At 61.7% G+C, this 12,275-nt stretch carries 13 protein-coding genes; 6 read left to right on the top strand and 7 right to left on the bottom strand.

Annotated features, from left to right (window positions below; all coding sequences use genetic code 11):
• The first annotated feature begins 176 nt into the window (after positions 1–176).
• Together nadE and cho are read left to right on the top strand one after the other, a co-directional pair.
• Positions 177–1,004 carry an ammonia-dependent NAD(+) synthetase gene (nadE, locus tag L2I46_RS12300; protein WP_023289301.1) on the top strand — a complete coding sequence of 276 codons (828 nt, stop codon included), beginning with the start codon at positions 177–179 and terminating at the stop codon, positions 1,002–1,004.
• A 99-nt stretch (positions 1,005–1,103) separates the two neighbouring features.
• Entirely contained in the window at positions 1,104–1,967 is an 864-nt protein-coding gene (gene cho, locus L2I46_RS12295; protein WP_023289300.1) for an excinuclease Cho, read from the top strand.
• A gap of 87 nt (positions 1,968–2,054) precedes the next feature.
• On the opposite strand, the gene spy is transcribed toward cho, so the two are convergent.
• The 6 genes from spy to astC all read right to left on the bottom strand — a co-directional run bounded on the left by spy (position 2,055) and on the right by astC (position 8,906).
• Positions 2,055–2,540: an ATP-independent periplasmic protein-refolding chaperone Spy gene (gene spy / locus L2I46_RS12290; protein WP_072096650.1), complete on the bottom strand. Its 486-nt coding sequence runs from the start codon at positions 2,538–2,540 to the stop codon at positions 2,055–2,057.
• 342 nt (positions 2,541–2,882) lie between these two features.
• The gene (gene astE, locus L2I46_RS12285) at positions 2,883–3,848 is read right to left on the bottom strand and encodes a succinylglutamate desuccinylase (protein WP_236947895.1); all 966 of its coding nucleotides are present in this window, start codon (positions 3,846–3,848) and stop codon (positions 2,883–2,885) included.
• Between the two features lie 9 nt (positions 3,849–3,857).
• Positions 3,858–5,183, bottom strand: coding sequence for an N-succinylarginine dihydrolase (astB, locus tag L2I46_RS12280; RefSeq protein WP_065805812.1), 1,326 nt, complete (start codon positions 5,181–5,183; stop codon positions 3,858–3,860).
• Entirely contained in the window at positions 5,180–6,658 is a 1,479-nt protein-coding gene (gene astD / locus L2I46_RS12275) for a succinylglutamate-semialdehyde dehydrogenase (protein WP_236947894.1), read from the bottom strand. The genes astB and astD overlap by 4 nt, the downstream gene beginning before the upstream one ends.
• The gene (gene astA / locus L2I46_RS12270) at positions 6,655–7,689 is read right to left on the bottom strand and encodes an arginine N-succinyltransferase (protein ID WP_023289295.1); all 1,035 of its coding nucleotides are present in this window, start codon (positions 7,687–7,689) and stop codon (positions 6,655–6,657) included. The genes astD and astA overlap by 4 nt, the downstream gene beginning before the upstream one ends.
• Positions 7,686–8,906 carry a succinylornithine/acetylornithine transaminase gene (gene astC, locus L2I46_RS12265; protein WP_023289294.1) on the bottom strand — a complete coding sequence of 407 codons (1,221 nt, stop codon included), beginning with the start codon at positions 8,904–8,906 and terminating at the stop codon, positions 7,686–7,688. Before astC ends, astA begins: the two co-directional genes overlap by 4 nt.
• Positions 8,907–9,344: 438 nt before the next feature.
• On the opposite strand from astC, the gene xthA reads away from it, so the two are divergent.
• Positions 9,345–10,151 carry an exodeoxyribonuclease III gene (xthA, locus tag L2I46_RS12260; protein WP_023289293.1) on the top strand — a complete coding sequence of 269 codons (807 nt, stop codon included), beginning with the start codon at positions 9,345–9,347 and terminating at the stop codon, positions 10,149–10,151.
• A 155-nt stretch (positions 10,152–10,306) separates the two neighbouring features.
• Here xthA and L2I46_RS12255 read toward each other — a convergent pair whose 3' ends face one another.
• Entirely contained in the window at positions 10,307–10,450 is a 144-nt protein-coding gene (locus L2I46_RS12255; RefSeq protein WP_023289292.1) for a hypothetical protein, read from the bottom strand.
• Between L2I46_RS12255 and L2I46_RS12250 the strand changes: the two genes are divergently transcribed.
• The 3 genes from L2I46_RS12250 to L2I46_RS12240 are packed head-to-tail and all read left to right on the top strand — an operon-like array spanning position 10,382 to position 12,274.
• The gene (locus L2I46_RS12250; protein ID WP_223822588.1) at positions 10,382–11,020 is read left to right on the top strand and encodes a TVP38/TMEM64 family protein; all 639 of its coding nucleotides are present in this window, start codon (positions 10,382–10,384) and stop codon (positions 11,018–11,020) included. The two genes, L2I46_RS12255 and L2I46_RS12250, sit on opposite strands and share 69 nt — an antisense overlap.
• Positions 11,007–11,717: a TVP38/TMEM64 family protein gene (locus L2I46_RS12245; protein ID WP_032452524.1), complete on the top strand. Its 711-nt coding sequence runs from the start codon at positions 11,007–11,009 to the stop codon at positions 11,715–11,717. The genes L2I46_RS12250 and L2I46_RS12245 overlap by 14 nt, the downstream gene beginning before the upstream one ends.
• On the top strand, positions 11,714–12,274 hold the full coding sequence (locus L2I46_RS12240) for a carboxymuconolactone decarboxylase family protein (protein WP_032452523.1): 561 nt from the start codon (positions 11,714–11,716) through the stop codon (positions 12,272–12,274). The genes L2I46_RS12245 and L2I46_RS12240 overlap by 4 nt, the downstream gene beginning before the upstream one ends.
• The last annotated feature ends 1 nt before the right edge of the window (position 12,275 follow it).

Below are 12,275 nucleotides of genomic sequence, written 5' to 3'. Positions count from 1 at the left end.
TTGACGCTCCGCCGACGACCGGCGCTTTCTCCTGCGCGCGGGCATCTATAATGAAATCCTATGTCATTGATTGCCTTCTTTTCCGGCAGTCAAAACCCCGGTCCTTGTCGTTTCAGCGGCAAAGAGGTAGCTTTAAGCCAACAGGTTGCCAAACAGATTCACTTTCGGAGGGCGCGATGACGCTACAACAAGAGATTATTCAGGCGCTGGGCGCGAAGCCGCAGATTGATGCCGCAGGCGAGATCCGCCGCAGCGTCGATTTCCTGAAATCCTATCTGCAGACTTACCCTTTTATTAAATCGCTGGTGCTGGGTATCAGCGGCGGCCAGGACTCGACCCTGACGGGGAAACTGTGCCAGATGGCGATCAATGAACTGCGCGCCGAAACTGGCGACAGCAGCCTGCAGTTTATCGCCGTCCGTTTACCCTACGGCGTGCAGGCGGATGAGCAGGACTGCCAGGATGCCATCGCCTTTATTCAGCCTGACCGCGTGTTGACGGTGAATATCAAAGCCTCGGTACTGGCAAGCGAACAGGCCCTCCGCGAAGCGGGGATCGAACTGAGCGACTTCGTTCGCGGCAACGAAAAAGCCCGTGAGCGCATGAAAGCCCAGTACAGCATCGCCGGGATGACCAAAGGGGTGGTGGTCGGCACCGACCATGCGGCGGAAGCGATTACCGGCTTCTTCACTAAATATGGCGACGGCGGCACCGACATCAACCCGATCTTCCGCCTGAACAAACGTCAGGGCAAACAGCTGCTGGCCCATCTCGGCTGCCCGGAACATCTGTATAAGAAGCTGCCGACCGCCGATCTGGAAGACGATCGCCCCTCCCTGCCGGATGAAGTGGCGCTGGGGGTCACCTATGAGAATATCGACGATTATCTGGAAGGCAAAACGCTGGACCCCAGCATCGCCAAAACGATCGAAGGCTGGTATCTGAAAACCGAACACAAGCGTCGGCCGCCCATCACCGTCTTTGACGATTTCTGGAAAAAATAGTCCCTCCCCCGCCCCGGCACGCGCCGGGGTTATTTTTTGCGCTTTTCGCCGCAAAAACCGCCTGCTATACTGGATAGATAGACAGTATCAGGAGTTATTGTGGCCAGAAAGCAATCTGCCCCGCGTCTGGAGTTTGAGGCGGCGGCGATCTATGAATATCCCGAACACCTTCGCCCGTGGCTGGAGGCGCTGCCGAAGCTGCCGGGCGTCTATCAATTTCACGGCGACAGCGACACGATGCCGCTCTATATCGGCAAGAGCGTTAACCTGCGCAGCCGGGTGCTCTCCCACCTGCGCACGCCTGAAGAGGCCGCGATGCTGCGTCAGTCCCGGCGTATTACCTGGCAGCGCACCGCTGGCGAGCTGGGGGCCCTGCTGCTGGAGGCGCGGTTAATTAAAGAGCAGCAGCCGCTGTTTAACAAGCGGCTACGGCGTAACAAGCAACTCTGCGCCTGGCTGCTTGCGGACGACCGGCCGCAGATTGTCTATGCCCGCGAGGTTGATTTCTCTCATCAGCAGCATCTCTATGGTCTGTTCGCCAACCGGCGGGCGGCGCTGCAGATGCTGCAGAGCCTCGCTGACGAACAGCGCCTCTGTTATGGCCTGCTCGGTCTGGAGCCGCTCAGCCGCGGTCGCGCCTGCTTTCGATCCGCGCTGGGCCGCTGCGCCGGCGCCTGCTGTGGAAAGGAGAGCGTGGAGGCGCACCGCCAGCGTCTGCTGGCGCAGATGAGCAAGCTGCAGCTGGTGTGCTGGCCTTGGGCAGGACCGGTGGCGCTGGAGGAGCGCGGCCCTGATATGACGCAGTATCATGTCATTCATAACTGGCTGTGGCTGGGGGCCGTCGACTCGCTCGACCAGGCCGCTGAGCTTACCCGCCTGCCCGCCGGATTCGACCAGGATGGTTACAAAATTCTCTGTAAACCTCTGCTCAGCGGCAACTACCCGCTGCACCCGCTTAGCTGAGAAGCCAGAAAGAAAAAACCGCCGGCCCTGCCCAACGCCTGATGGCATTATTGGGCAAGACCGGCGGTCTTGATTCAGTACGCTACATTATTCAGCGGGTGCAGGCATTTTACCTGCCGGCGCGTTGCGTTCTGTCAGATGCTTCTCAAAATTGGCATTGAACTGTTTTTTCTGCTCAGGGGTCAGAATGTTGTAGATCTTGTTCTGCGTTTCCAGGCGGGACAGCGCCATCGCTTTATGCTGCGCCTCCATCTTATCGATCTGCGCTTCCGCTTTCGCCTTGTCGAAGGTATCGCTGGCGATCAGCTCGTGCATCGCGCGGCGTTCGTCGAGGGACGGACGCTTCATATTTTCGCGCTGGCTCTTCATGATGTCGCGGATCTGCTGCTTCTGCGCATCGGTCAGGTTGAGGCCTTTAAACATCATGTCATGCTGACCTGGGCCGCCTTTATGATGCATCATCATCGGCTTGCTGTCGCTCGGCGCGGTGGTGGTATCGGCGGCGTGAGCCAGGTTAGCCGCGCCCAGAGCCAGAGTAGAGGCAACAAACAGTGCAGTGAGTTTCTTCATCATTCAATCCTTACTTTACGTTATTCTTACGGCGCGTTGCCGTGTTGACGAGATTAACTTTACGACGTTAATCGTCAATTAGTCAGAGCAAGAGTAAAACAATGAAAGTGTAAAAAACAGTTTCTCACCAATTATGGAGAAAATAAGGAATTTGAACGAGGAATTGCAATAAAAAATAAATAACCTACTGTTTTGCAGAGAAATTATGGAGAGTATAAAGGAGGAGAGATTAAAAACAAAGCATTTACCAGGAATAATCTGCAAATTTACGCTGGCGCACGAAAAAATAAGAAGATGTAAAACGACGCGCGAAATTAAGCAGGCCGCCCGGCGGACGGCTTGCCCTCAGGGTAATTTTTCCAGCATCAGGCCAGCGCGCAGCCCCCTGGCCACCGCCGGATTGGGAAACAGAACATACTCCGGCTCTGCCCCCACCACATACCGCATCTCCCCCTCCTCCGCCAGCAGCGTGCCTGGGGCGAAGGGGGTGAAGTTCAGCGTCCGATCCGCCATATGCAGACGGAAATCGTCGCTATGGCGGGTGATCTGCTGCACCACCCGGTAGCGCAACGGCGCCAGGGCGTCGGCAATGGCCAGATCCCCCACCAGCAGTCGGGAGATAGCCCCCTCGGCGGCGGCAAACTGCGTCAGATCGTTTTCCCCCAACGGCAGCGCTTTGCCCAGCTCAAGGGTGCAGGCCAGCGCCGCGAACCGCTCGCAGCTGAAGTGGGTGAAGGTCCCGCCTGGCTGGCGATGAAACACCAACGCCTCCAGCCCGGCGCCGCCCAGCCAGTGAAGAAAATCCTCCTCCCAGGGCGTATCGCGGGCCGGGAGCACCCCGAAGCGCGGATGCAGCGACCCGCGGATCGCGGTATGCAGATCGAGGTGCCAGCGCGGACCATCGTGGTCGCGATAGAAGCGGCCCACCGCCTGCTCCAGCCGCTGCGCCCGCTGCGTCTCCTCGCTGGCCGGGAATTGCCGCCAGCGCTCGCCAAACATCCGGTTCATATCGCTGTGCAGATAGCGTTTATTCGCCCGCAGCGCCGGCGGGTTACCGACGATCACCAGCAGCCGCCAGCGCAGGGGGAGTTCCTCCCGAACCAGCCGCTGCACCAGCCGGTCGACAATCTCCACCGGCGCCGTTTCGTTGCCATGGATGACGCAGGAGAGCACCAGCCCGCGCTCGCAGCGCGCATGCGGCGTCAGCTCAAGGATCCCCTCCCCAAGCCAGTGCCAGCGGAAATGGGCCGTCTCGCCGTGAAAGTGATGGGGCAAACGCCCCGCCAGGGTTAATGCCAGAAAGTGTTCCACCGCGCCCCCTTATTGCTGAAATGGATAAACCGAACCGAGCTGCAGGATCTGGGTCAACCGATCCAGCGCGTCGCGCCCTTCCCGCAGCAGCTGGGGGTCGGCGAGGTCGGCCTGGGTGAGACGATCGCGATAGTAGCGATCCACCCAATCATTGAGGGTGGCAAACAGCGTATCGTTCATCAGGACGTACGGATTGACCGCCTGATACTCCTCGGCCGTCAACACTACCCGCAGACGCAGGCACGCCGGACCGCCGCCGTTGGCCATACTCTCGCGCAGATCAAAAACCTGCAGCGCGGCGATGGGGTTATCCCCGGCCAGCAGCTCATTGAGATAGTTCCACACGCCCGGATGCGCCTGGGCTTCCTGGGGCAGGATCAGCGCCATGCTGCCGTCCGCCCGGCTCAACAGCTGGCTGTTGAACAGATAGGTGGCAACCGCCTCTTCCACCGTGACCCGGCTGGCGGGAACCACCAGCGGGGTGAAGCCCGGCACCTGCTGCGCCAGCTGCTGCAAAACCGCGTTCTGGTCGGCAAAGGCCTGCTCATGGCAGAACAGGACCTGACGATTGCTCACCGCGATGACATCGTTATGAAAAACCCCCATGTCGATCGCCGCCGGATGCTGGCGGGCGAAGATCAGCTGGCGGGGATTGACCTGATTAAGGCGCGCCACCGCCTGGCTGGCCTCAAGGGTTTGCCGCGCCGGATAGCGACGCGGCGCCTCTTCGCTTCCCCGGCGGCGGCCATAGACAAAGAGCTGAACGCCGGGGGCGCCATATTCCCCGCCGAGACGGTTATGATTCGCCGCCCCTTCGTCGCCAAACCATGCCGAGGCAGGCAGCGCCGGATGGATGGCAAATCGCGTGCGGTCCGGGAAGATCGCCTGCAGCAACGCTCCGGTGGTGGGGGCTTCGCTGGCGCGGTGGAATTTATCCTGCAGATTCGCCACCGTCAGGTGTACCAGGCCATCCAGCGAATCGGCGGAAGGACAGACCGTCGCGGCGTTGGCCACCCACATCGCCGAGGCCGAACTCACCGCCGACAGCAGATCCGGATCCTGCTGAGCCGCGCGAGCCACCACCTGTTCATCGCTGCCGCTAAAGCCCAGCTGACGCAGGAGCGGCACGTTGGGCCGCTCCTGAGGGGGGATCACCGCCTGCGGATAGCCGGCGTCGGCGAGGGCTTTCATTTTTTTTAGCCCCTGCTTTGCCGCCAGCTGCGGGTTCGACACCCGAAAGCGGTGCCGGGTGGAGGCCTCATTGCCAAAGGAGAGCCCGGCGTAGTGATGGGTCAGTCCGGGCAGACCGTCAAAGTTGACTTCGCGGGCGGTCATGACGCCTCCCCGGCCAGAAAGTCGAGCCCCGGATTGAGACTGGCGGGCAGCGTCAGGGTCGGCGATTCGAGACTGGCCATCGGCCAGGCGCAATAATCGGCGGCATACCAGGCCCCGGGGCGATGATTGCCAGAGGCCCCGGTGCCGCCGAACGGCGCGGTACTCGCCGCCCCGGTCAGCGGTTTGTTCCAGTTGACTATCCCGGCCCGCGCCTCGAGCAGCAGCCGATCGAACTTCTCCCGTTCCGGGGAAATTAACCCGCAGGAGAGCCCGAAGCGGGTGGCATTGGCCAGGGCAATCGCCTCCTCGAAAGTGTCGTAGCGCCAGACGCCAAGCAGCGGGCCGAACACCTCTTCATCCTCGACCTGGGCCACGTCGCTCATGTCGACAATCCCCGGCGTCAGCAGCGACGTCCCGGCCTGCAATAAGCGCGGCTCCAGTAGGGTGGCTGCGCCAGCGGCGATCCGCTGCAGCCAGGCCTGATGCACTTTCTGCGCGGCCTGTTCAGAGATAAGCCCGCCGAGAAACGGCTGCGGCTCGGCGTCCCACGCCGCGGGGATCAGCCGTTGGCTCACCGTCACCAGCCTGGAGAGGAAAGCATCTCCCGCCTCTCCGCGCCGGACCAGCAGACGCCGGGCGCAGGTGCAGCGCTGGCCGGCGGTAATAAAGGCGGACTGGATGGTCAGATGCACCGCGGCATCGACGTCCCGCGGATCGTCGACGATCAGCGGGTTATTGCCGCCCATCTCCAGCGCGAGGATCTTCTGCGGCTGTCCGGCCAGCTGGCGATGCAGATGAAAACCGGTGGTCGAGCTGCCGGTAAACAGCAGCCCGTCGATATCCGCCTGGCCGCTGAGCGCCTCGCCGGTTTCCCGACCGCCCTGCAGCAGGTTGAGCACCCCGGTGGGCAGGCCGGCCTGCTCCCACAGCTTCACCACCGCTTCGCCACTGTGCGGGGTGAGTTCGCTGGGTTTAAACACCACGGTATTGCCCGCCAGTAGCGCTGGCACGATATGCCCGTTCGGCAGATGGCCGGGAAAGTTATAGGGGCCAAAGACCGCCAGCACGCCATGCGGCCGGTGACGCAGCGTCGCGGCGCCATCGGGCAGATCGCTGTGCTGTTCGCCGGTGCGGGTGTGGTACGCCTTCACCGAGATCGCCACCTTGTTGATCATCGCCGTCACTTCCCCGGCCGCCTCCCAGCGCGGCTTTCCGGTCTCGGCGCCGATAATCGCCGTCAGCTCCGCCTTGCTGGCCTCCAGCAGCGCGGCAAACTTTTCGACGATGACCTGGCGGTCGGCAAACGGCAGCCGCGCCCAGGCAGGGAACGCCTGGCGGGCTGCCGCCACCGCCTCGGCGACCTGCCCGGCGTCCGCCGCCTCTCCCTGCCAGACAACCTTCAGGTTGACCGGATCCTGTTTGCTGAAGCGCGGCCCATCGCCGGGCCGCCAGTCGCCGTTAATCCACAGACTCATGCGGTTTTCTCCTCAGGGATCAGGCGCACCATGCGCACCTGGTCGCCGGCATGACACTTCAGCATATCCAGCTCGCGGGCGCTGAGGGTCAGGGTGTCGCCATCCGGGTCGGCATGCACCAGCAGGGCGCGGAACTGGTGGTACTGTTCGTTCGCCACCAGGCACAGCGGCCCGTCGCCGGGCGGCGTTTCGCCGGCCTCGGTGGTCACCAGACGGCTTTTGCGGATCGCCCGCACCCGGTCAATATCGCACTCCAGGGTCGGGCCGCCGTCGAAAATATCGATGTAGTTCAGGTAGCGGAACCCCTCTTTCTCCAGCACCGTCCGGGCCGGGGCGGTCTGCGGGTGGACCTTGCCGATCACCGCCTGCGCCTCGGGGGTGAGGAAATCGATATACAGCGGGTGCTTGGGCATCAGGGCGGCAATGAAAGCCTTCTGTCCGGTGCCGCACAGGTAGTCGGCGCGGGAAAACTCCATGGCGAAAAAGCGTTTGCCCAGGCTCTCCCAGAATGGGGAATAGCCGTGCTCGTCAATCACCCCGCGCATCTCGGCAACCACCTTCTCATTAAAGCGCTCGCGAAAGGCGGCCATAAATAAGAAGCGCGATTTCGACAGCAGATAGCCATTACCCTCTTTGCGCCACTGTGGGTCGAGGAACAGGGTACACAGCTCGCTGCTGCCGGTGTGGTCGTTACTGAGAAACAGCGTCGGCAGCGCCTGATAGACGTTAAGCTCCTTCGAGGCATGGACCTGGGTGCCGACCCGGTAGTTGTACCAGGGATCGTTGAGCCCCACCGCCACCTCTATCGCGCAGATGCCCACCACTGCGCCGCTCTCGCTCTCTTCCAGCACAAAGACATAGCCCTGCTCGCTTTTCGGCAGCTCGCCGCGCCAGGTTTGCTGTGAGCGGGCGATCCGCGCCGCGAGGGTGGCTTCATCCACCGGCAGCGAGGTCAGCCCGCCGCCGGTCTCCGCCGCCAGCTTCAGCAGCCCGGGCAGATCGCCCGGCTCCACCGGTCGAATAACCATCATGATGAAACTCCCGCCAGGAATCGCGCGCAGGCCCGCTCGACGCGATCCAGCCCGCTGTTCACCTCTTCTTCACTGACGTTCAGCGCCGGCGCGAAACGCACCACGTTGGCGCCGGCGATCAGGATCATCACACCCTCTTCCGCCGCCAGGTTGCTGAGGGTTTTCGCCTTCCCGGCCCAGGCGTCGTTCAGCACGCAGCCGATCAGTAGCCCCAGGCCGCGGATCTCCTTGAACAGACCATAGCGGGCGTTGATCGCCTGCAGGCGTTCGCAAAACCACTGATGGCGCTGTCTGACGCCGGAGAGCACTTCCGGGGTATTGACGATCGACAGCAGCTCGCCGGCCACCGCCCCCGCCAGCGGGTTACCGCCGTAGGTGGTGCCGTGGGTGCCGACGGTCATCACGCTGGCGCAGGCCTCTGTCGCCAGCAGCGCGCCGATGGGGAAGCCGCCGCCCAGCGCTTTGGCGGTGGTCAGCACATCGGGGGTCACGCCGTAGTGCATATAGGCATACAGTTCGCCGGTGCGCCCGACCCCGGTCTGCACTTCATCGAAAATCAGCAGGGCGTTGTGCTGGTCGCAAAGCTGGCGCAGGCCGCGTAAAAACTCGACGCTGGCCGGCACCACGCCGCCTTCGCCCTGCACCGGCTCGACGATCACCGCGCAGGTTTGGTCATTGATTAAGGCCTTTGCCGACGCGAGATCGTTAAACACCGCATGCTGGATCTGCGGCGGAAGCGGGGCAAAATCCCGGGAGTAGGCCGGCTGACCGCCTGCCGAAACGGTGAACAGCGTCCGCCCGTGAAAGGCGTTCTGGAAGGCGACAATGCCGCTTTTCTCGCTGCCAAAGCGATCGTGGGCATATTTACGCGCCAGCTTGAGCGCCGCCTCATTGGCCTCGGCCCCGGAGTTACAGAAGAAGACCCGGTCGGCGAAGGTGGCATCGATAAGCATTTTGGCCAGACGCAGGATCGGCTCATTGGTATAGCCATTGCCGGTATGCCAGAACTTGCCAGCCTGATCGGTGAGGGCCTGCACCAGACGCGGATGCGCATGCCCCAGCGCGTTCACGGCGATGCCTCCGGCAAAATCGATATACTCTTTGCCCTGCTGATCCCACAGCCGCGACCCGGCGCCCCGCACCGGAATAAAAGCCGCTGGCGCGTAGACCGGCATCATCCATTCATCAAAGTGGTTACGCGTAATTGACTGAGACATATCGACCTCTTCCGGTAAATTAAAAGTAGCAATAATGTTAATAAATATGAGTTATTACGCTGTAAATGTAGATTGCACGGTTCGTGCCAGCCAGCGATAAAAATGCATAAACCGGATGAGATAACGAAATATCAATGAGTTACAACCTGGCACTATTCACATAAAATGCATACTTAGTGAATAAGTATCCGATAAAGGGGGATGAACAGTGATTAAAGAAGATAAGTTATGCAAAGGTAAGATATAATTCTGTAATTGTGATCTTCTGCGAAATTTATCGTAGCTATTTGCCCTTTTTTGGCGCGGCGTGCCCGCAAAAGGGGCACCCACGGCACGCTCATGCGCAGCGATTGGCAGAATGACGCATCGGATGGCAGCCAGCCTGGCGAATTTCTGCTACCATCCCTGCACTATTCACCTTGCACAGTGGCAGCGACTATGAAATTCGTCTCTTTTAATATCAACGGCCTGCGCGCCCGCCCACACCAACTGGCCGCCATCGTCGAAAAGCACCAGCCGGACGTGATTGGCCTGCAGGAAACCAAAGTTCACGACGATATGTTCCCTCTCGAAGAGGTCGCCAGACTCGGCTATAACGTCTTTTATCACGGCCAGAAAGGCCATTATGGCGTCGCTCTGCTGACCAAAGAGACGCCGATTGCCGTCCGCCGCGGTTTCCCGGACGATGGCGAAGAGGCTCAGCGCCGCATCATCATGGCCGAGATCCCGTCGCCGTTCGGTAACGTTACGGTGATTAATGGTTATTTCCCGCAAGGTGAAAGCCGCGATCATGAGACCAAATTCCCGGCCAAAGCGGCGTTCTATCAGAATCTGCAGAACTATCTGGAGACCGAGCTCAATAAAGAGAATCCGGTGCTGATCATGGGCGATATGAACATCAGCCCTACCGATCTCGACATCGGTATCGGTGAAGAGAACCGCAAACGCTGGCTGCGCACCGGCAAATGTTCCTTCCTGCCGGAAGAGCGGGAATGGATGGACCGCCTGCTGGGCTGGGGCCTGGTGGATACCTGGCGTCAGGCTAACCCGGACAATCAGGAGCACTTCTCGTGGTTTGATTACCGCTCCAAAGGCTTCGACGATAACCGCGGGCTGCGCATCGACCTGCTGCTGGCCAGCCAGCCTCTGGCCCAGCGCTGCGTGGAGACTGGAATCGATTATGAGATCCGCGGGATGGAAAAACCATCCGACCACGCGCCGGTATGGGCCACCTTCCGGCCGTAAGCCACGTTCTGACCTGCCTCCCGCCGCGCGGGGGGCAGAATTTCCTGAGCAAAATCAACAAAGCGACGGTAAACCATTGTGGCCGTCGTCTGAACAGGATACTGTCGCGCGCACTTTTTAATGTCCACCGCGTCCAGGCTGTACAGGAGACCCCTTCATGAAAAAGAAGCCATCATCCGGCCATTGGTAAAGGGCTGGGACTCATCGCGCTGGCGGCCACGCTGGCCGTTATCAGCCACCGCGTCGGTCTCCACGATCTGCTGACTCACCTGCATCTGCTGCAGGAGACCCTGCGCCATCAGGGCGCCTGGGGCTATCTGGTCTATGCAGCGCTGTTTATCATTGCCACCTTGTGCCTGATCCCCGGCAGCCTGCTGGTGATCGCCGGCGGAATACTCTTCGGCCCGCTGACCGGCTCTCTGCTCTCGTTTGCCGCCGCCACTGTCGCCTCTTCGCTGTCGTTTTTGATCGCCCGCTGGCTTGGGCGCGATCTGCTGCAGCGCTATGTGGGCCATACCGCCGTCTTCCAGGCCATTGAGCGCGGTATCGCCCGCAGCGGCAGCGATTTTCTGATCCTCACCCGCCTGGTACCGCTCTTTCCCTACAACATTCAGAATTACGCCTACGGCCTGACGGCGATCCCCTTCTGGCCTTTTACCCTGATCTCTGCCGTGACCACCCTGCCGGGCCTGGTGATCTATTCGGTGATGGCCAGCGAACTGGCTCGCGAGGGGGCGACCTTCGCCTTCGCGCTCAAGCTGAGCCTCGCCGGCGGGCTGCTGTTTGCCCTGGTGCAGATGGGCAAACGGTTTGCCCGCGCCCGCCGTGTGGCAACGCCCGGCGAGGAGGTGCGCCATGACCCGACCTGATCGCCGTCACCTGCGCCGCGCCCGGCTGGCCCTCGCCGTGGTGGCCGTTGCCGCTCTGGCCGCCTGGCTGTGGTTCCCCGGCGGGCGAGCCTTTCTGCAGCACAGCCTGACGGCGCTAGCGTCGCTGGATCCCCAGCATGTTAAAGACTTTATCGCCGCCTGGGGGGCGCAGGCGGCGCTGGTCTCTTTTGCGCTGATGCTCCTCCAGGCGATCGTCGCCCCGCTGCCGGCCTTCCTGATCACCCTGGCGAACGCCGCGCTGTTCGGCGCCTTCTGGGGCGGCGCGCTGTCGTGGTTCAGCGCCATGGTCGGCGCCGGGCTCTGCTTCTGCATCGCCAGAGCGCTGGGGCGCGAGGTGGTGGAGAAACTCACCGGCCGCACGGTGCTGCGCAGCGTCGACGGCTATTTCGCCCGCTTTGGCCCGCAGACGATCCTGGTCTGTCGCCTGCTGCCGTTTGTCCCTTTTGATCCGGTCAGCTATGCCGCCGGACTGACTTCGCTGCGCTTCTGGCCCTTTATGCTGGCCACCGGCGTGGGACAGCTGCCGGCGACCATCGTCTATTCCTGGGCCGGGAGTCTGCTGACCGGAGGCGCCTTCTGGCTGGCCACTGGCCTTTCGCTGCTTTTTGCCCTGGCGGTGGTCATCTCCATCGCCAAAAATATTTACCGTGAACGTCATAAGAGATCGTCGCCATGAGCTTACCCCCGCTGGATACTGTCCCCCTGATCCTTCGTCCGCAGGCCTGGCTGCACCGTCGTCATTACGGCCAGGTGCTGAGCCCCATTCGCTGGTGGGGACGGATCCCGTGGCTGTTTTACCTGGTCTCGCTGTTCGTGGGCTATATTGAACGCCGCCGCTCGCCGCTGGATCCGGTGCTGCGCTCGCTGGTCAGCGCCCGCATCGCCCAGCTGTGCCACTGCGAATTCTGCATCGATATCACCAGCATGACCCTCGCGGCGCGGAGCGGAGGTCGCGACAAACTGCTGGCGGTCGCCGACTGGCGCAACAGTACGCTGTTTAGCGAGCAAGAGCGTCTGGCGCTGACCTATGCCGAAGCCGCCAGCCAGACGCCGCCGGAGGTGGATGATGCCCTGCGCAGCGCGATGGCGGCGCATTTTGACGCCCGGGCGCTCACCGAGCTGACCGCCCTGATTGGCCTGCAAAATTTATCAGCGCGGTTCAACGCCGCGATGGCGATCCCGGCCCAGGGGCTGTGCAAGATCCCCCCCTCTTCCCCGCACAATAAGGAGTAAC

The organism is Klebsiella sp. 2019SCSN059, from assembly GCF_021739525.1.
GTDB lineage: Bacteria > Pseudomonadota > Gammaproteobacteria > Enterobacterales > Enterobacteriaceae > Klebsiella > Klebsiella quasipneumoniae.
Note: the sequence above shows the minus strand (reverse complement) of the source record. Positions and strands in the feature narration are given on the sequence as shown.

Bases quoted from the DNA above. Each gene is read 5' to 3' on its own strand.
- L2I46_RS12240 (WP_032452523.1), top strand. From the start codon at position 11,714: ATGAGCTTACCCCCGCTGGATACTGTCCCCCTGATCCTTCGTCCGCAG.
- spy (WP_072096650.1), bottom strand. From the start codon at position 2,540: ATGATGAAGAAACTCACTGCACTGTTTGTTGCCTCTACTCTGGCTCTG.
- nadE (WP_023289301.1), top strand. From the start codon at position 177: ATGACGCTACAACAAGAGATTATTCAGGCGCTGGGCGCGAAGCCGCAG.
- astD (WP_236947894.1), bottom strand. From the start codon at position 6,658: ATGAGTCTGTGGATTAACGGCGACTGGCGGCCCGGCGATGGGCCGCGC.
- astC (WP_023289294.1), bottom strand. From the start codon at position 8,906: ATGTCTCAGTCAATTACGCGTAACCACTTTGATGAATGGATGATGCCG.
- L2I46_RS12255 (WP_023289292.1), bottom strand. From the start codon at position 10,450: ATGGCGCAGGGTCTCCTGCAGCAGATGCAGGTGAGTCAGCAGATCGTG.
- astB (WP_065805812.1), bottom strand. From the start codon at position 5,183: ATGACCGCCCGCGAAGTCAACTTTGACGGTCTGCCCGGACTGACCCAT.
- astA (WP_023289295.1), bottom strand. From the start codon at position 7,689: ATGATGGTTATTCGACCGGTGGAGCCGGGCGATCTGCCCGGGCTGCTG.
- xthA (WP_023289293.1), top strand. From the start codon at position 9,345: ATGAAATTCGTCTCTTTTAATATCAACGGCCTGCGCGCCCGCCCACAC.
- L2I46_RS12245 (WP_032452524.1), top strand. From the start codon at position 11,007: ATGACCCGACCTGATCGCCGTCACCTGCGCCGCGCCCGGCTGGCCCTC.